Source organism: Desulfonatronum thiodismutans (assembly GCF_000717475.1).
Taxonomy (GTDB): Bacteria; Desulfobacterota; Desulfovibrionia; order Desulfovibrionales; family Desulfonatronaceae; genus Desulfonatronum; species Desulfonatronum thiodismutans.
In genome coordinates this window covers 95,692-120,667 of sequence record NZ_JPIK01000017.1, presented here as the reverse complement: position 1 = coordinate 120,667, position 24,976 = coordinate 95,692, and the positions used below count along the sequence as shown (strand labels likewise).

At 59.8% G+C, this 24,976-nt stretch carries 19 protein-coding genes; 14 read left to right on the top strand and 5 right to left on the bottom strand.

The window, feature by feature from the left end:
- Positions 1-91 precede the first annotated feature (91 nt).
- Positions 92-775, bottom strand: a complete 684-nt coding sequence (locus GY33_RS0112990) for an endonuclease III domain-containing protein (RefSeq protein ID WP_031387743.1) — start codon at positions 773-775, stop codon at positions 92-94.
- Positions 776-982: 207 nt separating this feature from the next.
- Here GY33_RS0112990 and tpx point away from each other — a divergent pair, with 207 nt between their 5' ends.
- Complete coding sequence (gene tpx / locus GY33_RS0112985; protein WP_031387742.1) at positions 983-1,498, top strand: thiol peroxidase; 516 nt, start codon at positions 983-985, stop codon at positions 1,496-1,498.
- Positions 1,499-1,662: 164 nt separating this feature from the next.
- Here tpx and GY33_RS0112980 read toward each other — a convergent pair whose 3' ends face one another.
- From GY33_RS0112980 to GY33_RS20585, 4 genes are read right to left on the bottom strand one after another with little or no spacing between them, the layout of a single operon-like run.
- Entirely contained in the window at positions 1,663-2,505 is an 843-nt protein-coding gene (locus GY33_RS0112980; protein ID WP_084185160.1) for a glycosyltransferase family 2 protein, read from the bottom strand.
- A 3-nt stretch (positions 2,506-2,508) separates the two neighbouring features.
- Positions 2,509-3,864 (bottom strand): glycosyltransferase family 4 protein, encoded by a 1,356-nt coding sequence (locus tag GY33_RS0112975; RefSeq protein ID WP_031387740.1) that lies wholly within the window; start codon positions 3,862-3,864, stop codon positions 2,509-2,511.
- Positions 3,861-4,994, bottom strand: coding sequence for a glycosyltransferase family 4 protein (locus tag GY33_RS19920; protein ID WP_031387739.1), 1,134 nt, complete (start codon positions 4,992-4,994; stop codon positions 3,861-3,863). Before GY33_RS19920 ends, GY33_RS0112975 begins: the two co-directional genes overlap by 4 nt.
- Positions 4,991-6,268 carry a glycosyltransferase family 4 protein gene (locus GY33_RS20585; protein WP_161788476.1) on the bottom strand — a complete coding sequence of 426 codons (1,278 nt, stop codon included), beginning with the start codon at positions 6,266-6,268 and terminating at the stop codon, positions 4,991-4,993. Before GY33_RS20585 ends, GY33_RS19920 begins: the two co-directional genes overlap by 4 nt.
- Between GY33_RS20585 and GY33_RS0112960 the strand changes: the two genes are divergently transcribed.
- From GY33_RS0112960 to GY33_RS0112900, 13 genes are all read left to right on the top strand, one after another.
- Positions 6,267-7,280 carry a GDP-mannose 4,6-dehydratase gene (locus tag GY33_RS0112960; RefSeq protein WP_235185524.1) on the top strand — a complete coding sequence of 338 codons (1,014 nt, stop codon included), beginning with the start codon at positions 6,267-6,269 and terminating at the stop codon, positions 7,278-7,280. The two genes, GY33_RS20585 and GY33_RS0112960, sit on opposite strands and share 2 nt — an antisense overlap.
- Before the next feature lie 146 nt (positions 7,281-7,426).
- Positions 7,427-7,915, top strand: coding sequence for a hypothetical protein (locus GY33_RS0112955; RefSeq protein ID WP_031387736.1), 489 nt, complete (start codon positions 7,427-7,429; stop codon positions 7,913-7,915).
- 46 nt (positions 7,916-7,961) lie between these two features.
- The gene (locus tag GY33_RS0112950) at positions 7,962-10,391 is read left to right on the top strand and encodes a glycosyltransferase family 4 protein (protein WP_084185157.1); all 2,430 of its coding nucleotides are present in this window, start codon (positions 7,962-7,964) and stop codon (positions 10,389-10,391) included.
- 63 nt (positions 10,392-10,454) lie between these two features.
- On the top strand, positions 10,455-11,384 hold the full coding sequence (locus tag GY33_RS0112945; protein ID WP_031387734.1) for a glycosyltransferase family 2 protein: 930 nt from the start codon (positions 10,455-10,457) through the stop codon (positions 11,382-11,384).
- A 21-nt stretch (positions 11,385-11,405) separates the two neighbouring features.
- A complete protein-coding gene (locus tag GY33_RS0112940; protein WP_031387733.1) occupies positions 11,406-12,401 on the top strand; it encodes a hypothetical protein in 996 nt (331 codons plus the stop codon).
- A gap of 114 nt (positions 12,402-12,515) precedes the next feature.
- On the top strand, positions 12,516-13,328 hold the full coding sequence (locus GY33_RS0112935; RefSeq protein ID WP_051822614.1) for a DsbA family protein: 813 nt from the start codon (positions 12,516-12,518) through the stop codon (positions 13,326-13,328).
- Between the two features lie 24 nt (positions 13,329-13,352).
- The gene (locus GY33_RS0112930) at positions 13,353-15,056 is read left to right on the top strand and encodes a glutamine--tRNA ligase/YqeY domain fusion protein (RefSeq protein WP_031387731.1); all 1,704 of its coding nucleotides are present in this window, start codon (positions 13,353-13,355) and stop codon (positions 15,054-15,056) included.
- Between the two features lie 46 nt (positions 15,057-15,102).
- Complete coding sequence (locus GY33_RS0112925) at positions 15,103-18,384, top strand: chemotaxis protein CheB (RefSeq protein WP_051822613.1); 3,282 nt, start codon at positions 15,103-15,105, stop codon at positions 18,382-18,384.
- 67 nt (positions 18,385-18,451) lie between these two features.
- The gene (locus GY33_RS0112920) at positions 18,452-19,723 is read left to right on the top strand and encodes a branched-chain amino acid ABC transporter substrate-binding protein (RefSeq protein WP_161788475.1); all 1,272 of its coding nucleotides are present in this window, start codon (positions 18,452-18,454) and stop codon (positions 19,721-19,723) included.
- Positions 19,713-22,520, top strand: a complete 2,808-nt coding sequence (locus GY33_RS19915; protein ID WP_051822611.1) for a hybrid sensor histidine kinase/response regulator — start codon at positions 19,713-19,715, stop codon at positions 22,518-22,520. Before GY33_RS0112920 ends, GY33_RS19915 begins: the two co-directional genes overlap by 11 nt.
- A gap of 3 nt (positions 22,521-22,523) precedes the next feature.
- Positions 22,524-22,838, top strand: a complete 315-nt coding sequence (gene sugE / locus GY33_RS0112910) for a quaternary ammonium compound efflux SMR transporter SugE (protein WP_031387727.1) — start codon at positions 22,524-22,526, stop codon at positions 22,836-22,838.
- A 31-nt stretch (positions 22,839-22,869) separates the two neighbouring features.
- Complete coding sequence (locus GY33_RS0112905; RefSeq protein WP_235185523.1) at positions 22,870-24,006, top strand: ABC transporter permease; 1,137 nt, start codon at positions 22,870-22,872, stop codon at positions 24,004-24,006.
- The gene (locus tag GY33_RS0112900) at positions 23,990-24,802 is read left to right on the top strand and encodes an ABC transporter ATP-binding protein (protein WP_051822610.1); all 813 of its coding nucleotides are present in this window, start codon (positions 23,990-23,992) and stop codon (positions 24,800-24,802) included. The genes GY33_RS0112905 and GY33_RS0112900 overlap by 17 nt, the downstream gene beginning before the upstream one ends.
- The last annotated feature ends 174 nt before the right edge of the window (positions 24,803-24,976 follow it).

Below are 24,976 nucleotides of genomic sequence, written 5' to 3'. Positions count from 1 at the left end.
CGTCCAAAACCAAATCTGGGGCCAACGGATTCGAGAAAAGGCAAAGGGCGATGCTTTCATGGGATGCGTGGAGAGCACGGAAAGTGGAGTTTCAGGGGGTATACCCGGGAGGGGAGTAGTGGGGGAGAAACGGTCGCAGGGGACACTCATCGCAGCGCGGCTTCCGTTTTCGGCACCACTCCTTGCCGACCCGCACCAGTAAGGCGTGGTATTCGTTGTAATGTTCAACCTGTTCCGGAAGATGAGACATGAACATATCTTGCAGCTCGGCGTAATCCACGTCTTCGGGAACAAGTCCATGTCGGTTGCAGATTCTGGCCGTATAAGCGTCCACCACGAACACCGGGCGGTCCAATGCGTAGAGCAGAATGCTGTCCGCGGTCTCCGGACCGATGCCCTTGACTGCCAGCAACCGTTCGCGCAGTTCAACGGTGTTCAGAAGGGCAAGATCCTTCATATCCAATGCGCGCTCCTGGTCCAGAAAGTCCAGAAAATTTTGGATTTTTTTGGCTTTTTGCCGAAAGAACCCCGATGGTCGAATGCACTCCTCCACGGCCTCCGGCCGAGCCAAGCGAAGCTGTTCCGGGTCGAGCAGGTCGTGCCGGCGCAGGCTGGCAATGGCCTTTTCCACGTTGGACCAGTTGGTGTTCTGGGTCAAAATCGCGCCCAGGACCACTTCAAACGGACTTTGGGCCGGCCACCATCCGCTTGGACCAAGGCGGGCCAACATGGCGTCGAACATGTCGGTGAGGAGTCGGGTGGTGGAAGCGGGCATGCGATTGGTCTCTAGATTGGCGTCTTGAATCGGATGTTCATAAGAATTGCGCGGGGTTCTTGCAACTCCGAATCGTGAAGGTTACTCTTCCGGAACCAGATTGCCAAGAGATGCCCGGTGAATGCCCGTCGGCGAACACCTGCTTCGCCGCATCACCGCCCAGATGGACGTACTTTCGAGAAACATAACCACAACAAGGAGCCGATCATGAAGGAACGTTTTGGTTTGATCACGTTGAAAGGCCAGCCCATAACGCTGACTGGCAACACGGTTCAGGAAGGCGACGCCGCGCCGGATTTCCAGGTCGTGGACAACGACCTCAAGCCGTTCAGCTTTTCATCCCTCAAGGACAAGGTGACGATCATCACCTCGGTTCCGTCCCTGGACACCCCGGTCTGCGACCTCGAAGCCCGTCGCTTCAATCAGGAAGCGGCCAAATTGGGAGACGACGTTCAGATCCTGGTCATCAGCATGGATCTGCCCTTTGCTCAAAAACGCTGGTGCGCCGCCGCCGGAGTAAACAACGTTTTGACCCTTTCCGATCACAAAGACGCCTCGTTCGGCACTGAATACGGCATGCTGATCAAGGAACTGCGCCTTCTGGCCCGGGCCGTGTTCGTCGTGGATCGTGAGAAAACCGTTCGGTATATGGAGCTGGTCAAGGAAGTAGGGCAGGAGCCGAATTACGAACTGGCCTTGGATGCGGCCAAGAAACTGCTGTAGCCGAGACCTCTCGCCGGTCGACGAAGCGGCTTTCCGTCAATGCCGCATGGTTCCCTTCACGATAAAAGTGTTTTGTTTTGTCATTGAGGAGGAATCGTGCGGCATTGCTATTTTTCAGTGACAAACCAACGGTGCCGTTGGAGAGGGGCGAAAAAGCGCGTGTCTCATTTTTCAGGTCTGCGGACATACTCCAGTAATTTCCGAGGATACTTGCAGAGCAGACGCGGCATGGTCGTGTGGATGTCGTTTTCCTTGCAGGCTCGCACGATTTCGCGGTTCAGCACCCAGTTGCTCTTGAGGTTCCTGGAACTGACCCCTCCTGAACGCATGTGCACCAGCACCTTGGGGATACGGGTGTAGGCGAGCCCGTGGCGGGCCAGGAAGCGGGTCAGCAGTTCGTAGTCCGCGGCGATGCGGTAGTCCGTGCGGTAGAGCCCAAAGCGTTGATAGTGTTCCCGCAGGGTGAAAAAAGTGGGGTGGGGCGGCATCCAGCCCTGGCAAAAGCGTCCGGGGTGGAAGTCGGAGGAGTCGTAAAACCGGATGACTTTGCGCGGATCGGCCCGGTCCACCATCAGCAAATCGGCGAACACCGCGTCGGTCTCGGTTTGCGCGAAGGTTTGGACCACGTCGGCGATGACGTCCGGTCGGGGGTAGAAATCATCGGCGTTGAGCGTGCCGACGATGCTCCCCGTAGCCATGCTGATGCCCTTGTTCATGGCGTCGTAAATGCCCTGATCCGGTTCGGAAACCCATTTGGCGATTCCGTCCGCGTGGGCTTGGATGATGGAGACGGTTCCATCCCGGGAGCCGCCGTCCACGATGATATGCTCGATGTGGGGATAGCTCTGCTCGCGGACGCTCTGGATGGCGTCGGCCAGATGCGCTTCGCCGTTGAGCACCGCGGTGACGATGCTGACCCGAAAGTGTTTCGGAGGGTGTTCCGGGGCGCGTTCCTGTTCTTGTTGAGAAACGCCGTCTTCGGGGAGTTTGGCGGAAGAAGCGGTCATGGATTAGGGCTGCTTCGGCTTGGTTCTGGCGTGGGGGCGCGGGAGCGTCTGGTCGTCGTAGGAGGACTCTTCATTGGTGAAGCCCGGAGACTCGTCCGCGAAGTGGTCGAGGGAACTCGTTGAAGCGCCGTGCCCAAGAACGGCCGAGGGGTTGGCCGGAGGGCCGACGTATCTGTTTCGGCCGCGCCAGGCGGCCCGGGCGTAAAGGTCCAGGGTTTGGCGGGCCGCCTCGGTCCAGGAAAAACGCTTCAGATTGAGGCGGCCTTGGGCCACGAGGCTGTGGCGCAGATCCTCGTCCGTGAGGGCGTGGGCCAGGGTCGCGGCCATGTCCAGGACATTTTCCGGATCGAAAAACACCGCACCTTCCCCGGCCACCTCGGGCAGGGCACCGCGCCGTGCACAGGCCACGGGCGTCTCCGCGGCCTGGGCTTCCAGCACGGGCAGGCCGAACCCTTCGTACATGGATGGAAAGGCGAACAGCGCGGCCTTGGACAGCAGACGATCCACCTCGGCCCGGGGCAGATAGCCGGTCAGCCGGACACGGTGGGCAATGTCCCATCGGCTGATAGCCCGGTCCGCGGCCCCGTCCCCGGGCAGGTGCCCGGCCAGGATGAGATGGTGCGGCACGGAGGGTGCGATCCGGGCAAAGGCTTCTATCAACCGGGGGATGTTCTTGTGCGGGGACTGGCTGGCGAAGGCCAGGATGAAGGGCGCGTCCGCCTGGGGAGGTTGCTTGTGGAGGGAGGCATCGGCTACGGGAGAGGCTGTTGCTTTTTGATGTACTGATGTTGGTGGCAGCGGGGCTTCGTAGACAACTTGGATGCGTTCCAGGGGCAAGTCGAGGTGGTGGTGGATTTCCCGGCGGGAAAACTCGGAAACCGTGATCACCTGGCGGGCCGCGTGGGCACTGCAACGGACCAGAAAGGCCAGGGCCAAACGCTTGGAGAGCGGCATGCTTCGGCCGTGGCCCTTGGTGTTCATGTCGTGGATGGTGACTACGCCGGGACAGCGGCCCAGCACCGGGCCCACGTAGCCCAGGGAATGCAGCACGTCCACGCCGTGGCGGCGGGCCAGGGCGGGCAGTCGGAATTGTTCGTACAGTAGCCGGCGGACCCGGTTGGAGGCCCGCACCGGGCAGATCACCCTCTGAAAGGCCGGGATGTCGGGCAAAGGCCAGTCCGCGCTCTCCTGGTTCAGGAAAACCACGTACTCCAACCCGTCGTCCGCCTCGGCCAACCCCCGCAGCAACCCCGCGGCGTACGTCTCCGTTCCGCCCACGATCCCGGGCAGAAGGTAAAGGAGGTTCAGGCCGACGCGCAGTGGACGATGGATGCCGAGATCAACCGATGAGAATGTCATGTCGCTCCAAGCATGGTCCGGCGAATAATCGCCGCGGTGCGGTCCCAGTTGAACGCTTCCCGAACGGCCTGCCTTTGCATCTCGGGGATTCTGGTTTCCGAGGCAAGTATTTCCTGGAGGCCACGGACCCAAAGGTCGGGCTCGAAGGTGTTCAGGACCGTGGCTCCATTGGCTACGAACTGGGCCAGGGAACTGTTGGCCTGAACCAGGGCCGGAGTGCCTTGGGACAGGGCTTCGATCACCGGCAGGCCGAAACCTTCCAGCAGGGAGGGGAAGACCAGAGCCGCGGCTTGGCGGTACAGCGCGGGCAGGTCTTCCGGTGCCACATGTCCCAGGATCAGAATGTCCTCGGAATACGGGTGTTCCGCGATGGTCTGGCGTAGGGATGCGTCATGCCAGGATTCTCCTCCCGTGAGGATGAGTTTGCAAGAGGGCCGGGCTTCGGTTTGCGGCGAGGCCGGGTTCTCGTCCTGTTGTCGGAGTTGGGCAAAGACCTGGAGCAGAAAGGGGATGTTCTTCTTGGGTTCCAGGCTGCCCACGTGGAGCAGATATCGCGGGGGCAAGGAGACGTTGTTGATCGTTGTCAGAGGAGCAGGCGGGTCTAGGAAAGCCTTTGAAAGTCCGCAGGAGGCCAAGTTGATCCGATGACGGGGAATGGCGAACTCACGGGCAACATCTTGAGCCGTGTATTCCGAGATGGCGAAAATATGGGCCGCGTGGGCAAGAACCGTGGGCAGGGAGCGGGTGCCCAGGCGACCGCGCCAGGAGAGCAGGGCGCGGTCGTGCCATGCGCCCAGATCCAGGATGATCACGCCAAATTTTCGATGCCAGAATTTGCGGGGCACAAAGGTGTTGGTGAAGAGGAAGCAGTCGTCTGGACGGGCTTCCAGACCGGCCAGCACGGGCCGCCAGAGCAGATCCCGGAGCAGGGCGTTGAACTTGCGCCGGATGCCGGTTCGGTCCAGGACGCGGAAAGGGCTGGTCAGGGGCAGGACCTGCATGGGCATGGCCTGGCGCATCAGGCGATGACAGATTTCCCAGGCATACACCGCGGAGCCTGCCTCTGTCTGGGCCGTCAGGCTGAGGTCCACCCAAAGGCGCTTTGCGGGCCGTTTCGTCGGGAGCTTCATGGTTTGCCTCGCGAAACAAGCAGGTAAGCCCGCACGGTTTGGTCCACGCATTCAGCCCAGGTGAATCGCGCGGCCTGTTTCAACCCGCGTTCCTTGGCCGTCCGGCGAAACCGGTCGTCCGTCAGCAATTGTTCCAGCCCCTCGCGGATAGCCTGCTCATCCTCGGGGTCCACCAGCAGGGCCGCGTCTCCGGCCACTTCGGGCAGACTGGCGCGGTCGGCGGTGAGCACCGGCACTCCGCAAGCCATGGCTTCCAGCACGGGCAGGCCAAAGCCCTCGTAAAACGACGGCATGGCCAGCCCCCCGGCTCCGGCAACCAGGGCTGGCAGGTTGGGTTCCGGAACATAGCCCAGCCGACGGACCAGCCCGGAGGATTCCAGAGGCTGGATTCGTAGTTCCAGGTCTTCGGTCAGCCATCCGCCGGAACCGGCCAGGACAAGAGGAAAAGCGGACTTGAGTCCAGCCGGGAGACCGGAAAAAGCGGTGAGCAGTCGGGTCAGGTTCTTGCGCGGTTCCCGTGTGGCCACGCAGAGCAGATAGCGTCCGTGTTCCAGGTCCAACTCTTTCAAGACCGGCCAGGTGCGCTCCAGGGACATGGGCTGAAATACGGGGTCCACGCCCAAAGGCGTGACGCTGATTCGATCCTCGGCCACACCCAGAATCCGGATGATTTCCCGGCGAACGAACTCCGAGTCCGTAAGTACGTGGTCCGCCTGGCGCAGAGTTCTGGGCAACTCCCGGTCCAGCAGGGCAAGCCGCTCCCTGGGGTGATATTCGGGGTAATGAATGAAAGAGAGGTCGTGAATCGTGACCACGCTCGGACCGTCGTAGGGCAAAAGCAAATAGTTGGGCCCATGTAAAATCGGGGTTGCCCCCCGGCGGTTTTTTGTCCAAAAAGAGACCTTTTTCAGATTGAAGCTGATTTGGTCCTGCAAACAACGCCAGGGCAGGGTCTTGCGCAGTGACTGGAGACATCCGTTTTTTTCCACGCATGCCTCCGCTCTTTCGGCAAAGGGCAGACAGGGATCAGCCACCCAGCCGCGGCCCGCGAAAAAACGCGTTGAGCCAAGCCCGTGATGCGTCCGCAACCCGCGAGCCAACTCCAGAACGTACCGGCCGATGCCGGTCAGGGGCGTGTCGCGCAAGGCGTCCGTGAGCAGCAGGACGTCGGGTTTGCTGGGTGATGAGTGGTGGATGTGGTGCATAGGGTTCCAGGTGGACAAGCTGAAAATTTGACCATAAAGAACAGCTTCACGCAAGGCCATCGCATTCATGAACATCCCTTCCGAAATGGTAACCCTGAACAGATCCAAGGACATGCCGAACAAACAAAAGAAAGCCCTGATCATGGGCATCTCCGGGCAGGACGGGGCCTATTTGACGAAACTGCTGCTGGACAAGGGCTACCAGGTTTTCGGTACGTCACGGGACGTGCAGATGTCCTCGTTCGCAAACCTGCGGCGGCTGGACGTGTTGGACCGGGTCACGCTCTTCTCCGTGGCCGTGAATGATTTTCGCAGCGTATTACAGGCCATCATCCGCTCCGAGCCGGATGAAATCTACAATCTGGCCGGACAGAGTTCCGTGGGGCTGTCCTTTGAACAGCCCATGGAGACCTTCGAGAGCATCAGCGTCGGGGTGATCAGTCTGTTGGAGGCGATTCGGTTTTTTGAACGACCGGTGCGGTTGTACAATGCCGGTTCCAGCGAATGCTTCGGGAACACCCAGGGAGTGCCCGCCAACGAAGAGACACCCTACCGGCCACGCAGCCCCTACGCCGTGGCCAAGTCCGCGGCATTCTGGGAAGTGGCCAATTATCGCGAGGCGTACGGTCTCTATGCCTGCTCCGGAATTCTTTTCAACCACGAGTCCCCCCTGCGTCCGGAACGCTTTGTGACGCAGAAAATCGTGGCCGCTGCCTGCCGGATCGCCCGGGAGGGCGGCGGTGAATTGTCCCTGGGCAACATCGACGTGCAGCGGGACTGGGGCTGGGCCCCGGAGTACGTGGAAGCCATGTGGCTGATGCTCCAGCAGGACACCCCGGACGACTACGTGATCGCCACCGGCCAAACCTTCAGCCTTGAAGACTTTGTCCGGATGGTCTTCGAGCGTCTGGACCTGGACTGGACCCGTCATGTGCGCACCAATCCTGAATTCATCCGCCCCACGGACATCATGATCAGCCGCGCCGACCCGACCAAGGCCGCGCGAGAATTAGGGTGGCGAGCCAAGTTCGCCATGCCGGACGTGGCTCGAATGATGGTTGAGGCGAGGGTGAAGGGGTAGAAGACAGAATTCAGAAAACAGAAGACAGGAGTCAGAAGAGAGACGTCACATGTTTGGCGACAGGGTGGACAGTGACAAGCCGAGAGGCTGTGATCCTGCCTTCAGCTTGAGAACCGTGAACCATTGAACCGTTGAACCCAAGAATAATGCCTGAAACCACCGATATCACCGCGGCGGGAATCTCCGTCGACGAACTCAATACCAAGATCGAGGCCGTATTGGCGGAAATGAACGCGGATCAGGGCGATCCGATGATCAAGGCCCTGCAGGATGACATTGCCTTGCGTAGTTATCATGTGGAAGGTCTGGTCAACGAAGCGGCCCAATGTTTCCCGTCCAGAACCGTGCTGCCGGCCAGGATGAGCCGGTTTCCCCTGAAATATCTGGGATTTCTGCATCGTTTCATCCTGAGATTCTACGAGGTGCTGTTCCGGGAGCAGCGCACGGTGAATCTGGCCCTGATCAAGGCCTTGCGGGAGTCCATGGCCGTCAATCGCCAGCTCAACGAACAGGTCCGGCGCGGGCAACACAAGCTGGCCGAGGTGTTGCGCGATATGCAGACCCGGGCCGCGGCTCAGCAGGCCATGGTGGACCGCCTGGAAAGTGAGTTGCGGGAATTGCGGGACCGCGGCTGACGTCGCGGGGGATAGTCCCGGCCTCGTCGTCTCGATCAAGGAGTCCATGCCTGATCTTTCCAGATATGATCCGGACCGCGTCTTCTCATCACTTCATCGATCCGATTTCACCGTGCACACCAATTCCATAGGGCGAACCATCGCCATCGTCATTCCCTGGTTCGGCAAGGACCTCAAGGGCGGGGCCGAACAGCAGGCTTGGCAGATGGCCACCCGGCTGGCGGCTCGGGGCCATGGCGTCGAGGTGCTGACCACCTGCGGTCGCTCGTTTCAGGACCATTGGGCCGAGAACCATTATCCCGAAGGCGTGAGTCGCGAGGATGGCCTGGTCATCCGCCGGTTCGCCCTGCGCCGAAGCTCATTTCACGATTTCAACGCACTGAACGGCCACTTGCTGCGCCTGGACCGGGACATGCTCAAGCCCGGAGTCAGTCCGGTGCCGGGCAATGCGTCCGAAGTTTTCGCCTCGGACAGCGTCAACGCCCAGGGGCTGTTGAACCATCTGCGCGGCCAGGGTCAAAACTACGCCGCCGTGGTCTTTCTGCCTTATCTGTACGGGCCGATTTTGAACGGGCTGCCGCTGGTGGCGGAACGAGCCTTTCTGATGCCCTGCCTGCACGACGAAGCTTACGCCTATCTGCCCCAGGTGGAGCGAATTTTCCGGAAGGCCAGGGGGATACTGTATCTGTCCGCCGGGGAACAGGCTCTGGCCGAGCGGCTCTACGGCCCCGGGATCGTCTCCAAGGGCGTGCTGGTGGGCGCGGGGGTGGAACTGGTCGCTCCGCATGCCGGGTCGGATACGAATCGGATTCTGGATCAGGCGGGAGAGGCCTTCGTGCTCTGCCTGGGCCGGAGGGATCCGCATAAGAATACGGACTTTTTGGTTCGAGCCCACCAGGCTTATCGATCCCGCCACCCGGAGTCCCGGTTACGACTGGTTCTCGCCGGTCCGGGGGATCGTTCCTACGACGATCGGGAACGCGGCGTGGTGGATCTGGGCTTGGTGAGCGAAGAGGACAAGGCCGTCCTCCTGGCCAAATGCCGGGCCTTGTTTCATCCCAGCGAAAACGAGAGCTATTCGCGGGTGATCATGGAGGCCTGGTTCAGTGAGCGGCCGGTGGCGGCCCATGGCCGCTGTCTGGCCACGGCCACGGTGGTCCGTCGGAGTGGCGGCGGCTGGCTGGCGGAGACCCTGGATCAATGGGTTGATTTGTTCGCAACCGTGGAGCAGGCGTCCGAGGACGAGCTGAGCTCTCTGGGACGACTGGGCCAGGCCTATGCCCGGGAACACGCTTCCTGGGAACGAGTGGTGGATCGCTATGAACAGGCATTGGGCCTGATTCCGACCTCGGCCCCTGCGCCGGAGCCGCCGGAAACAAGCCGTGTCGAAGTGCGCTCCTCGGGCCGGTCGGTCCATCAGATTGTGGCCGGCTTTCGCTTGGGCGACGCCATTTCCAACTATGCCCGGGCCATCCGGGAACAGCTCCTTGCCCGGGGATTGGCCTCGGAAATCTATCTGCCCGGACAGCACCTGGACTCCGCGGCCCAGCACTTGGCCCATCCTTTTCAGGATGGCTGCATCAAACCCGGCGACGGCCTGATCTACCACCATTCCATCGGTTCTGATCTGACGCCCTTTGCCGCGACCCACAATGGGCCGAAATGCCTGATTTACCATAATATCACTCCGGCTCATTTCTACACGCCCTACAGCGACGCTCGGGTGAGTCTGCTGGAAGGCGGCCGGACTGAACTCGGTTTATTGGCGGCCAAATTTTCCCTCAGCGTCGGCGTATCGGCCTACAACGCCCAGGAACTGGCTCTGGCCGGATTTCATGATCCGGGCGTACTGCCCTTGATCGTGGATCCCGCCCAGTGGAACAATTCTCCAGGGCCGACCCTGATGGCCCGGTTTCAGGACGGACGGACGAATATACTGTTCGTGGGGCGATTGGCGCCGAACAAACGTCAGGACCAACTGATCAGGGCCTTTGCCGCGTACCGGACCCTGGATCCTTTTGCCCGGTTGATCCTGGCGGGCGGTTACGACTTGGCGGACCCTTATTATGTCAGCCTGACCTGGATGGTGGATAAGTTCGGCCTTGGAAACAACGTGGTGTTTCTGGGAAGCATTTCTGATTCGAGCTTGCAGTCCTGCTACCGCACGGCTCACTTGTTTTGGTCCATGAGCGAGCATGAGGGCTTTGGCGTACCGCTGATCGAAGCCATGTGGTTCAATATCCCCGTGCTGGCTCTAGCCAGTTCCGCGGTCCCGGAAACCATGGGCGGAGCCGGAGCGTTGATCCACCGGGTGGAGAGCTATTCCCGACTGGCCGCTCTGGCCCATGTGCTGATCCGTGACGAGCAAGTCCGGCAACGGGTGATTCAGTCCCAACGGGAGCGTCGGGAAGCCTTTGTTGCCGAGAGGTTCCATGACCGATTCCAGCGGGTTTTAGATCGAATGGGGCTGGGCTGAGCACGAGTACGATTTGATTTTACTTGTTTGTCGAACAGTTATGAAAAAAGATGAGTTGCCATCATGACGGAATTATCAGTCGTAGTGCCCTTGTACAACGAAGAGGGCAACGTGGCGGAACTGCACCGGGAGATCAAGGATGTCTGCGAAGCCAACGGGTATACGTATGAAATCATCCTGGTGGACGACGGGTCCGAGGATGAGACGCTGAAGCGGGCCAAAGAGTGTTCTCCGGCGAAAATCGTCCGGTTTCGCCGCAACTTCGGACAGACCGCCGCGTTCGACGCCGGGATCAAGCAGGCCCGATACCGATACATCGTGACCATGGACGGCGATCGACAGAACGACCCCCGGGACATCCCCCGGATGATCGCCTTTTTGGAAGAGCACGATTACGATGTGGTTTCGGGATGGCGCAAGAACCGTAAGGATAATTTTTCCAAGCGGTTCTTTTCCAATGGGGCCAAGATGCTCCGGGACGTGCTGGTCAAGGATAGAATCCATGACAGTGGCTGCGCCTTGAAGGTCTATCGACGGGAGTGCTTCGAGAACATCAATCTCTTCGGCGAGATGCACCGCTTCATCCCGGCCCTGCTGAAGATCAAGGGCTTCACCGTGGGCGAGGTGGAGGTCAATCATCGGCCCCGTGTGGCCGGAGTTTCCAAGTACAATTGGAAACGGGCCATGAAAGGCTTCGTGGACATGGTTTCCGTGTGGTTTTGGAACAAGTACGCGGTCCGGCCCCTGCACCTGTTGGGCGGTGCCGGGATGGTCATGCTGGGGATCGGACTGATTTTCTCGTTGTATACGGTGATCTTGTTCCTGAAGGGCCAGAACCTGTCCAACACGGTTTGGCCGCTTTTGTCCGCCTTTTCCGTGATCACCGGATTGCAACTCTTTGTCAGCGGCCTCCTCGCGGACATGATGTCCAAGTTATACTACGAGAAATCCAAGGATAAGTCCTATATTATTCGCGAAATTATTGAAAGATAAGACTTTCGGGAGCCAAACATCATGCGGATGGAAGACATAGCGGCCCTGGTCGCGCCGGACGTGCTGCTTCCGGCCCTGGGCCTGGCGGGATTGCTCCTGCCCGGACTGATTGCCATGGGCGCGGTTTTCGTGGCCGTGCTTACCGCTGCGACATACGGAAAATCGTCCAGGGTGTTCGCGGACAAGCTGGCCAAGCAGATATCCGAGTTCGGGATGCTCGTTTTGGGCGTCTGGCTGTTGCTTGTTTCAGCGAGGTGGGGGCTGTGGATCGGCGAGATATGGCCTGTGTCCGAGAAGCTGCGGCAGTTTTATCATCTCTTTTTCGACATCCCCGGACATGTGGCCATGCTGGCCGTCCTGACGTCCATCGTTACTGCCCGGGCCTGGAGGCGACATAAAAAAGGGTCGTCAGTGCATTTCGTGCTTGGCGGCATCTCCTGTCTGGCTTGGATGGCCGCTCTGATGTTTTTTGTGGTCGGCTGGCTGGAACTCGTTCGTGCCGAGGGGTTGGCCCCAAAAATGGATCCCTTGGTCCTGCCGGACCTGCTTCAGAATCCCAAGGCCTGGCTGGTCTGGGCCCAAGGCCTGTTTTTGGCCATGGCCCTGGCCGGTGGCGGTGGGCTGTTGTTTCTGGTGGCGCGGCGCAACAAGGAAGACTACGGACGGGACTACTACGCCTGGGCCGCGCGGACCTTAGCCACCAGGGCCCTGAGTTCCGGCGTGATCCAGGTGCTTTGGGGCGTGGCGGCGTTTGCCGCTTTGAGCCTCTCTTGGGCCGAGATGGTGCTCCAGGACCAGTCCCCCCGGCTTCCGACGGCCCTTGCGGCGCTATCCGACTCTTCGGCCCTTGCGGCTATGCTGATGTTTCTGTTTGTATCCCTGCTGGCCTGGCTGAGCCTGGTTCCGCTGATCAAAAGCCAGAATCCCATGCGCCTGAAAGGACTGATGCTGGGGCACGTCGTCATCGTGTTCCTCAGCTTGACAGCGTTGGTCATGACGTTCCATTCTCTTTTTTAATGGCCGAGGTGTACCGTTATATGGTTAATCTCGTCCGTCCCAATGAGCTTTGGATGCTACCCCTAAATGAACCGAAAACTGCCTTTTCATCTTCGAAATGGAGCACACTGACCCATGATAAAAACCTTGCGTCTTTCTTTTTTCATTCCGGCCTTGGCGTTTGTTTTCTGCTGGCTTGCACCCCAGGCGGTTGATGCCCGAGACACGGCCGGAAGTATCGAGCCGTCCGAGGTTCGGGAACTGCTTGCGGCCCATCCCGAACTAGTGTTGGATGTTCTGCGTGATAATCCCGTGGAACTGGTGGAAATCCTGGAACAGGCCGTGATGGCCAAGCGGGATGCGGATCAACGTCGGCAGGAACAGGCTGATTTGGCCATGGTCCGTAATCCGGAAGTTTCTTCCAAACGTCCAATCCGGGGCAATCCTGATGCCACGGTGACAATTGTCGAATATTCGGATTTCCAGTGTCCGTATTGCAGCCAGGCCACGGAGACGGTCAAACGCCTGATGGCCCTGGATCAGGCCGGGGAATTGCGCCTGGTGTTCAAGCACCTGCCCCTGAATCCGGTTTCCCATGAATTGGCCGTGGCGTATGAAGCCGTGGCCTTGCAAAGCCATGAGGCGGCGTGGAAACTGCATGACCGCCTTTTTGAACAACAGGCCCGGTTGCGGGGTGGGGCCGAGGTGGTGCTTCAGGAGATCGTCGCTGAACTCGGTCTCGATTCAGATCGGTTCGCCGAGGACCGCAAGCGCCCGGAAATGGCTGATCTGATCCAGGCCGATATGGAAGAGGCCCGGAAGTTCGGCTTCAGCGGGACTCCCATGTTTCTGGTCAACGGCATGCCGTTGCGAGGGGCCGTGCCGTTGTCCGAGTTCCAGCGCGTTATTGAACTGGCCAAGACGCGGGATTCGGCCGGGTCGAACTAAAAGACCGATCAAGGAGTCAATCATATGACGAACATAACCAACACCATTGCTCCCAATTTCATCAAGGCCATCGTCGAGGAAGACTTGAGGGCCGGAAAGAACGACGGCCGGGTGACGACCCGATTCCCCCCCGAACCCAACGGATATCTGCATATCGGTCACGCCAAGTCCATCTGCCTGAATTTCGGCTTGGCTCGGGAATTCAGCGGGGCCTGCCACCTGCGGTTCGACGACACCAATCCGATTAAGGAGGACGTGGAGTACGTTGAGTCCATCAAGCGCGACGTGCGTTGGCTGGGCTTCGACTGGGGCGACAACCTGTTCTACGCTTCGGATTACTTCGAAAGGCTCCATGACTATGCACAGGAGCTGATCCGTCGGGGCAAGGCCTATGTGTGCAGCCTGAGCACCGAAGATATCCGGGCCTACCGCGGCACCTTGACCGAGCCGGGCCGGAACAGCCCGTACCGCGACCGAACCGTTGAAGAGAATCTGGATCTGTTCGCCCGGATGCGGGCCGGGGAGTTCGAGGACGGCAAGCATGTGCTTCGGGCTAAAATCGACATGGCCTCGCCCAATGTCAGCCTGCGCGATCCGGTGATCTACCGGATCAAAAAGGCAGCCCACCACCGGACCGGAGACGCTTGGTGCATCTATCCCATGTACGACTTCGCCCACTGTCTGTCCGACTCCATCGAGGGGATCACCCACTCCATCTGCACCCTGGAATTCGAAAACAACCGCCCTTTGTACCACTGGTTCCTGGATGCCCTGGAAACCCCTTGCCATCCGGAACAGATCGAGTTCGCCCGGCTGAACCTGAGCTACACCGTGCTCAGCAAGCGCAAGCTTATCCAGCTCGTCCAGGACAAGGCCGTGTCCGGCTGGGACGACCCTCGGATGCCCACCATCACCGGCCTGCGGCGGCGGGGCGTACCACCGGAGGCGCTGCGGACCTTCTGCGACCGGATCGGCGTGGCCCGGGCCGACTCACTGGTGGATATTTCCATGCTGGAGCACTGCGTCCGGGAGGTGCTCAACGCCCGGGCCCCGCGAGTGATGGCCGTGCTTCGGCCTCTGAAGGTGGTGATCTCCAATTACCCGGAGGACCAGATAGACGAGCTGGAAGCCCCTCTGCATCCGGAGAGTCCGGAGATGGGAACGCGCATGCTGCCCTTTGGCCGGGAGCTGTACATCGAGCGAGACGATTTCATGGAGGAGCCGCCCAAGAAATTCTACAGACTGGCGCCGGGTCGGGAGGTCCGTTTGCGCTACGGGTATTATATCACATGTCGGGAAGTGATCAAAAACAGCCTGGGTGAGGTTGTGGAGCTGCATTGCACCTACGACCCGGCCTCCCGTGGAGGCGGTACGCCGGATGGGCGCAAGGTCAAGGCCACCCTGCATTGGGTTTGCGTCAAGACGGCCAAGCGGGCCAAGGTGCGGATCTACGACCATCTCTTCACAACGCCCAATCCCAACGAAGCCCCGGAAGGCAAGGACTTTCGTTGCAATCTCAATCCTAATTCTCTTGAAATATTGGATGATTGTTTTGTGGAGCCGCACCTGGCCGCGGCGGAAACGGGCAGCCGCTGGCAGTTTGAGCGGCTGGGCTATTTCAGCGTGGACCCCGTGGACAGCACCCCGGAGGAATTGATTTTCAACCGGATTATTTCCCTGCGAGACTCCTGGGCCAAGGTCCAGGCCGCGGAGAGCAAAAAGATCTGAATCTTCCTCACCGCCCTTCAACCCCAACCTTTACGAGACGCATGCCATGTCCAACATCGACTCCTCCACGTCTCCGGGTCGCGACGCCGGTCCCGCGGCCCCGACCCATTACGTGGCCATCGGTGCGTCCGCCGGGGGGTTAGAGGCCATTGAAGCCTTTTTCACGAACATGGTCCCGGACAGCGGGCTGGGATTCATCGTGGTCCAGCACTTGTCGCCGGACTACAAGAGCCTGATGAAGGAGCTGCTTTCCAAAAAGACCCGGATGCCCGTGCATCGGGCCGAGGAGGGCATGCTGGTCGAGCCCGACAACGTCTACCTGATTCCCCCGAAAAAGAACCTGACCATTTTTCACGGTAAATTGCTGCTTTCGGAGCAGGACCATACCCGGGGCATCAACCTGCCCATCGACGTGTTCCTGCATTCCCTGGCCGAAGACCAGGGTGAGCGGGCCGTGGCGGTGATCCTTTCCGGCACGGGCAGCGACGGGATGCGCGGGGTGCGGGCTATCAAGGAATTCGGCGGGATGATCATGGTCCAGAACGAGGAGAGCGCCAAGTTCGACGGCATGCCCCGGGCCGCCATTTCCACGGGTTTGTGCGACTTCATCCTTTCGCCTGAGGAGATGCCCGGTCAGTTGTTGAACTGGGTCAAGCATCCCTACGTGAGCAAGGCCAAGCGGTCGGAGACGCAGTTCAAGGAAGAGGACGGCCTGACCCGGATTTTTTCCATCCTTCGGGAGCGGTTCAAGGTCGACTTCACGTATTATAAGCCCAGCACGGTCAACCGACGGATTGAACGACGGATGACCATTAATCAGGTCAATGACATCAAGGACTACGTCGCCTTCATGGAAAGCTACGCCGGGGAGGCCGCGTCACTGTTCCGGGAGCTGCTCATCGGCGTGACCAGCTTTTTTCGCGATCCTCCGGTCTATGAGTTGCTGGGGCAAAAGTGGCTCAGGGAGCTGATCCAAAGCGTGGAAACCAGGGAGATCCGCTTCTGGGTGGCCGGTTGCTCCACCGGGGAAGAGGCCTACAGCCTGGCCATCCTGGCCAGAGAGTGCCTGGCGGACCTGGAGATCAGCCGGGACATCAAGATTTTCGCTACGGACATCGATCGGGACGCCATCCACTTCGCGGCCAACGGGATCTATCCGGAAAGTATTGCCGCGGACGTTTCCCCTCAGCGGCTGGCCAAATACTTCCACAAAAAAGACGAACATTTCCAGATTTCCCGGACCATCCGGGAAATGGTGGTCTTTGCCCAGCACAACCTGATCAAGGACCCGCCCTTCACCAACATCAGCCTGATCTCCTGCCGCAACCTGCTGATATACCTTCAGCCTCCCCTCCAGCAAAAGGTCTTCGAGTTTTTTAATTTTTCCCTGAATCCCGGCGGAATCCTCTTTCTGGGCACCAGTGAAACCATAGGAGACATGACCGAGTTCTTTGCCCCCCTGGATCATAAATGGAAACTCTACCAGTCCAAGGGCCGAATGAAGCGAATCGGGGGACCAATGCAGTTGGCCGTGTCCGACACTCGAGTTCAGGAGGTCAAAGGGCAGTTCGCCGCGGCCCGAAAGGTCTTACATTCCGAAGACTCGGACCGGATTCTGGAGCGGTTTCTGGACGCCATCAGCGTCCACTACATTCCCTTGGCCCTGATCGTGAACGAGCAGATGGAAGTACTGCGCATCATCGGGGACAGCGAGGGGTATTTGCGTTTGCCGCCGGGCAAGCCGACCCTGAACGTGACCAAGATGGCCACCAAGCAGTTGGCCATCCCCATGGCCACGGGCATTCAGAAGGTCTTTCGCCAGGGCAAGGACGTGGCGTTTCACAACCTGCCCATGCTCACGGCCATCGATACCCGCACCGTGAATCTGCGGTTCATTCCCTTGTCCATGGCCAAGGGGCAGGCGCCGCTGGTGGCCGTGCTTATTGAAGATGCTTCGAAGACAGCGCCCCAACCCGGCGTGACCCTGGACGCCAATGCTTGTGATTTGAGCCAGGAAGCCGAGCAGCGCATCAACGATCTGGAGCAGGAACTGCAATTTTCCCGAGAAAATCTGCAAGCCACCATCGAAGAATTGGAAACCTCCAATGAAGAGCTGCAAGCCACCAACGAAGAACTGGTGGCCAGCAATGAGGAATTGCAAGCCACCAACGAGGAACTGCAATCCACCAATGAGGAACTGTATACGGTTAACGCGGAGTATCAGAACAGGATCATCGAGCTGACCGAACTGAACCACGACGTTAACAACCTCCTGGCCGCCTCCATGGTGGGCAAGCTTCTCCTGGATGAAAATTTCGAGGTTCGAAGGTTTTCTCCGAAAATTACCGAGTTGTTCCGCCTGATGGAGAAAGACATCGGCCGGCCCATCTCCCACATCGTCCATTTTCTGGAAGACGTCGATTTGCCGAAGATGGTTCGCAAGGTCCAGGAGAGCTCCGAGATGCTCGAGACCGAGGTCCGGGCCCAGGGCGACCGGTGGCATCTGATGCGGATCACCCCCTATCTTGTCGGGCCCGATGTTTACTCAGGCACCGTGCTGACCTTCGTGGACATCACCCGGCTTAAAATCGTGGAACAGGAATTGCGGGAGTCTGAACAGCGCTTCGCCTCCGTGGCCAATACCTCTCCGGCCCTGATCTGGATGTCCGGCCCGGACAAGCTGTGCACCTGGTTCAATGAACCCTGGCTGGCCTTTACCGGCAGGACCATGGAACAAGAGCTGGGGGATGGCTGGACCAAAGGCGTCCACCCGGAGGATTATGCCCGTTGTCTGCGTATTTATTCCGACGCTTTTGACCGTCGCGAGCCGTTTGAAATGGAATATCGACTGCGCCGCCACGATGAAGAATACCGCTGGATTCTGGATATTGGGCATCCCCGTTACGACGCGGACCACCAATTCATCGGCTATATCGGTTCCTGTCTGGACATAACGGACCATAAAAAAGCCGAGGACGCACTGCGTGTGGAACGGATGCAGATCTTCGACTGGTTCGACGACATCGATGAGTGCATCTACGTCGCGGACATGGCTAACCATGAAATTCTATATGCCAACAAAGCCATTGAGCGGCTTTTCGGTGAGGGCTTGGTAGGGCAGTCCTGCCATGAACGGATACAGGGCATGGAGAGGCCCTGCGAGAGCTGCGTCGGGAAGAATATGTGCGCCGGTGAGAATGACGTTCTGGTTCGAGAATATCATAATACCTTGAAGAATATGGATTTTCGCTGCGTGGATAAGATCATCCACTGGCATGACGGGCGTGAGGTATGTCTGCGCTACCTGAAGCGATTGGAAACATGTTGACCATCCGTCTCGTCACGAGATGAAGGCCGCCGTTGAGGGAATTTGGATTCAACGCCACGGGAGTCCGATGAAGACAACGGATTTTTTACGCTTTTGGACGCTTCGGCTTGTCTTGGGGCTACTGCTTGGGATCATGCCCGCGGCTCTAGCGGGTTGCGCTCCGGAGACCGCGACGCGATCGACCTGCCGGGACGCTCTGGGGTGCGTCTGGGTTGAGCCGGGCGAGGCGGTGAAGCTCGTCAGTCTGCAGACCTTCAGCGGGCCTTTGGCATCCGTGGGCGAAGAGCTTGTTCGGACCTTGGAATTGCGCGTCGCCGAGCACGGGGGGCCGTACGATCGGCCCGTGACCATCGTCCGTGAGGACGAACAGTGTTCCGCGTCCGGCGGATTGGTGGCGGCCCAGAAGATCGTCACGGATCCGAGCGTGGTCGCGATTCACGGACCCCACTGTTCCAGCGCGGCGGTTCCCGCGGCCCGCGTTCTCTCCGAAGCGGGCATGGTCATGGTCTCCGGGACCGCCACGGCCTCTTCCTTGACCTCCAAGAGCGGAAAACGCGGCGAGCATCAGCAGCCGGGTTTTTTTCGGACTGCGTCCAACGATCAGTTCCAGGGGATGGCCGCGGCCTCCTTTGCCTATGATTTTCTTGGTTTGCGCAGAGCCGCCACGGTCCATGACCAAAGCCCTTATGCCTCGGGCCTGACCGAGGCCTTTGCGGAAGCCTTTCTGGCCAAGGGCGGCGAGGTAGTCTTCACCGGTACCGTGGCTCAGCGAGACCGCAATATGCGGCCAGTGGCCCAGGCTATGGCCGGATATGGTCCGGAATTCCTCTTCCTGCCAATTTTTTCTCCGGAGGCCGAATATTTGATCCAGGCCGTCCGGGCCGAACCAAAGCTGTCTGATCTGACTCTGCTCAGCGCCGACTCCATCTTGAATCAGCCATTCATTCAGGGCTGCGGCATCGCCTGTCAAGGCATGCTCTTCATCGCTCCGGCCCAGGTCCGGAGTCCGGCTTATACAACGTTTTTGGACCGCTACGTTCAGACTTACGGCACGGGGACCGTGGGCTATTTCCATGCCCACGGTTACGATGCCGCGTCTATCCTGCTCCACGCCCTGGAACAGGCTTCTTTTCCGGAGCCGGACGGTTCTCTGCGCATCGAGCGGCAACGTATCCGGGACGTCCTGTATGGATTGCTTCGTTTTCCGGGATTGACCGGGGCACTGAACTGCGACGCCTTCGGCGACTGCGGCGTTCCGCGGTTCAAGCTGGTCCGCCTGGAAGCGTCCATGGATTTCGAACAGACCCTGAACAACACCCTTGCCGTTTATGCCCCCTGATTCCACGGCAGCCTCCCCGAAGTCCAGGCACGGCATCGGATCGTTGATCCGGGAATGGTGGCGCGGTTCCTCCATTGGCGTCAAGTTCGCGGCCATCATGGCCTTTATGCTGCTCCTGATCATGCTCACCGCCCTGACTGGGGGCATCGCCCTGCGTACGGCCCTGAGCCATGTAAAGTCCGTGATCGTCGCCAGCACGGACATTCGCGAACTGACCCTGGAAATCGACCGGGAACTCCAATATGCCCGCCAGCTTGAGCGGGGTTTTTTTCAACAATGGCCCAGAGTCGGTTTTTCCCAAGCCATGAAGTCCTTCGGGGAACCGCTGCAACTTCGAATCGATGGCGTAATCGCCCTGACCGACGGGTTGCGCGGCAAGCTTGATGATCCGGCTATCAGCCAGGATTTGCGCGACGCGGTACTGTATCTGGACTTTTATCTTTCCGCGGCGAAGCACTATGCCGAGACGTTTGCCGAATCCGTATTGCTGGTTTCAGAATTGGCCAAAGAGGATACCGGACGCCAAACCACGCTGTTGGTGATCAGCGACGTGCTGGTGGAGCGGATGGAAATGCTTCAGCGCGGGGATCTGCTTCTGCTGTTCCGTACGGCCCAGACTTGGCAAAATCGATATCTGGCCACCCGCCAGCGCTCGGATATGCAGTCCGCGCTGAACTTGCTGCGAACCCTCGAAGATCGCCTGCATGTGGACGAGCATTTGCCCAACGTCAGCCGTTCGGACCTGCTGAACATGCTCCAGTATCACGCGCATGTCAGTGAACAGATTCTGGAATTGGATCGTCAGCTGGAGGAAAGGTCCCGTGAGTTTGATCTTCGTATTTATGCATTAACGCCTATTTCCGAACAACTGATTTTTTTGGCTCGGCAAGAGGTGGATCGAGCCTGGCAAAGTATCGACAAGACCAACTGGAACGCCACCATGCTTTTGCTCGCGGCCGTGATTTGCGCCGTGCTTTTGGGATTGACCTCGGCCCTGGTCATGCACCGCTCCATCTCCCGCAAGTTCGCGGTCCTGACCGTTGCCGCGGACCAGATTCGGGGCGGCAATCTCCGGGCCCGGGCCGAGGTGCGATCCAGCGATGAGATCGGCCGATTGGCCGAGACCTTCAATACCATGGCCGAGCGCATCGCGAAGCTGATGCACGACCTGCAGCGGCGTGTGGAAATGGGCCAGAGTCGGCTGTTTCAGGGTATTGAGTCCATTGAGGAAGGATTTGCCCTGTTCGACAAGCACGGTCGCCTGGTCGTCGCGAACCGCAACGCGACCCGGATGTTCCCGGCCCTGGAAAGCACCCTGCGTCCGGGCATTTCGTTTCAAGAGTGCCTGTCCGTGATCCAGGAGTCCGGAGTGTTGCCCCACGAACAATCCCAAGGGGCGAATCAGTCTGGACGACAAGCAAAAAGGGTGGAACGACACCTGGACATGTTTCGCCTCGGTGTCGGCACGGAAGAGATCCGCATCTCCGAGGAACGCATCCTGCGGGTTCGGTATTCCCGAGCGGCCAACGGCGAAACCGTGGTCCTGCTGGAAGACGTCACTGAACGCGCCCGGATGCAGGAGCAACGTCTGGAGATGGAACGGCGGCTGTTTCATTCCCAGAAGCTGGAAAGCCTGGGAGTCATGGCCGGCGGTATCGCCCATGATTTCAATAATCTTCTCGCGGCCATGATGGGCAACATGGAATTGGCTCTGTCCATGTCCGGCTTGACGGAACCGAGCCGCAAGCGCGTGGAACATGCCCTTTTAGCCGCCCGGCGGGCCGCGGACCTGACCCGGCAGATGCTGGCCTATTCCGGCAAGGGCGGGTTTGATGTCCGTTCCGTGGTGCTTAACGATCTGGTTCGGGACAACGCCCATATTTTTCAAACCGCGCTGGGCAAGAACGTTCGCTTCGTCCAGGACCTGGCTTCGTCCCTGCCTCCGATCCGGGCCGATGCCGGGCAGATCCAGCAGGTGATCATGAACCTGATCACCAACGCCTCGGAAGCCATTGGCGACCATCCCGGAACCATGGTCCTCTCCACCAGGCTGGCATATTGCGACGCAAAGCTGCTGGGCCGTTCCCGGCTCGAGGAAAAGCCCGCGCCAGGTTGGTTCGTCCAACTGGAGGTTCAAGATACGGGCGTGGGAATGAGCGAGGACGTCCAGTCCAAACTGTTCGATCCGTTCTTCAGTACCAAATTCACCGGGCGCGGGCTGGGGCTCTCCGCGGTCCTGGGCATTGTGCGCGGTCATCGCGGGGCGATCATTGTGGACAGCACTCCGGACTCGGGGACCACGTTTCATGTTTTATTTCCGGTGGACGACGCATTAATAAAGAACACACCGGTTCCGGAACCGTCGCCGGCTCCGAGTCCGGCCGTCGAGCCTCAGGCAGCCGTTTCTTCGGATCCGGAACTGATTCTGGTCGTGGACGACGAGGAAATGGTTCGGGACCTCTCGGTTGAAGCTTTGGGGCATCTTGGCTATGCGGTGCTCACGGCCAATGACGGCGTCGAGGCGGTCCGGGTTTTTCAGGAGCATCATCAGCGGATCGCCTGCGTGCTCCTGGATCTGATGATGCCGAACATGGACGGAGTCACGGCGTTCACGGAACTGCGCAAGATCGCGCCGGACGTCCCGGTGGTCCTGTGCAGCGGATACAGTTCACGGGAAGCGGAACAGCGCTTCGCCGCCGATCGCCCGGGGGCGTTTTTGCAAAAACCGTTCAGCATTGATGCCTTGCGGCGGGCAATTCTCGACGTGCTGGAAAATCGCAACTCATCACGAGGATGAACAATGGCTTGGTTTTTTCTGGCCGTTGCCGGTGTTTTTGAGATAGTTTGGGCCATCGGCCTGAAGTACTCCAACGGCTTTACCCGACTCTGGCCCACGGCGTTGACGCTGACGGCCATGCTCTTCAGCTTCGGCTTCCTGGCCCAGGCCCTGCGAACCATTCCCGTGGGCACCGGCTACGCGGTCTGGACCGGCATCGGCGCCGTGGGCACGGCCATCCTGGGCATCATCCTCTTCGCCGAACCGGCGACCTGGGCCCGGATCGGCTGTATCCTCCTGATCGTAACCGGGATTTTGGGTTTGAAGCTGGTTTCCTGAATCAGGCGATCTCCAACAACGATGGTCCGCCGTGCAATCTGATCTCCTTTCGCAAGCAATCCTTGAAGAGTTGCCCGCCAATCTCTCCGGCACGTTGTCCGCGACCCTGACCGGTCGGCTGGATGTTCGAAGCACGGGGGATATCTGGCGGCGATTGCAGGTTTTCGTCGGCAAGGCCAGGTCGGTGATTTTGCGCCTGGATGTTTCCGGGGTGGGGTACGTGGACGCTTCCGGGCTGGCCTTGTTCACGGAACTCGACCAGGATTTGCGGGGCAGGGGAGGAAGGCTGGAGCTGGTCGGGATGCGCGAGGAACTGGCCGGGAGCCTGGAGCGGTTTCAGGCCCTGAGCCAAGGTGGCCCGGCTCCGGGGCGGCGCGGCACGGTACTGGAGCGAATCGGGCGCGGAGCCCAGGCTTTTGGGCGAGACGTGCGGGATCTGGTGGGCTTCGTGGGGCTGTTCGTCTCCGGCTTCGCCCAGGCTCTGCGCCGTCCCGGGAGCATCAGATGGCGGGATTTCTGGCTCAGCTGCGAAACCGTGGGGGCCAACGCCGTGCTGATCATCATGCTCATCGGCTTTCTGATGGGCTTGATCATCTCCTTCCAGTCCGCCATGCCCCTGCGGATGTTCGGCGCGGAAATCTACGTGGCCAGACTTTTGGGGTTGTCCATGATCCGGGAACTCGGCCCGCTGGTCACGGCCATCATTCTGGCCGGGCGCTCCGGAGCCTCCTTTGCCGCGGAACTGGGCACCATGAAGATCAACCAGGAACTGGACGCCCTGACCACCATGGGCCTGGACCCGGTCCGGCTGCTGGTGGTCCCCCGGATGCTGGCCGCCATGTGCATGACGCCGCTGTTGACCATGGTGTTCATCGTCTTCAGCCTGATCGGCGGGGCCGTGGTCATGCTTTCCCTGGGCTATCCCCTGGTGAGCTACACCAATCAGGTGACTCTTTCCGTGGGCGTGGGGGACCTGGCCAACGGCCTGTTCAAATCCTTCGTCTTTAGCTTGTTGGTGGGCTGGATCGGGTGCGTGCGCGGCCTGCAGACCGGACAGGGGGCCTGGGCCGTGGGCGCGGCAACCACCAGCGCCGTGGTCAGCGGGATCATCCTGATCGCGGTGATGGACGGCATATTCGCGGTGCTGTATTATGTCTTTCATTACTGAAACCACGGCCTGCGGCGTTGAAGCCGGCTCGCGGGGTGAACCGTTGATCCGGGTCCAAGCCTTGACGACCGGTTACGGAGAACGGATCATCCTTCGGGACGTGAACCTGGAGGTCTTTCCCGGCGAGGTGGTGATCCTTCTGGGCGGCTCGGGCTGCGGCAAGAGCACCCTGCTCAAGCAGATGATCGGCCTGGAGCGGCCCATGTCCGGTACGGTGTTGATCAGCGGTCGGGACGTTCACGCGGCCCGGGGGGCGGAGCGAACGCGCATCCTGCACGGCTTCGGGGTCAGCTACCAGAGCGGGGCTTTGTTCGGCTCCCTGAGCGTTCTGGAAAACGTTCTCCTGCCCCTGGAGGAGTGTACGGACCTGCCCAAGCCCCTGCAATTGCGCGTGGCCCGAATGAAGCTGGCTCAGGTAGGGTTGGCCGGGTTCGAGAATCATGCCCCTTCGGAGCTGAGCGGCGGGATGGTCAAGCGGGCGGCCATTGCTCGGGCCATGGTCCTCGACCCCTGCATCCTGTTCCTGGACGAGCCCTCGGCCGGCCTGGACCCCGTGACTTCCGCCGAGTTGGACGCCTTGATCCTGGACCTGGCCCGGGGCCTGGGCATGACCTTCGTGATCGTGACCCATGAACTGGCCAGCGTGTTCGCCATCGCCGACCGGGTGATCATGCTGGACAAATCCCGTCAAGGCATCGTAGCCCAGGGCGATCCGAGAACCCTGCGCGACCACTCCACAGACTCGCTGGTCCATGACTTCTTTCATCGTCATGTGACTGGGAAAGATGAAAGATGAAGGATGAAGGATGTAGCAATGCCATCTCCCTGAAAGGGAGACATCGTATAGCCGGTGGTTTCAACCACCGGAAGGCATTGCACAGTGATTTCAAGTCCTGAAGGGACGATATTTTGTCAATTTCAGAAGTTAATGTCGTCCCTTCAGGACTCGCTCCCTTGCAATCCACCTTGC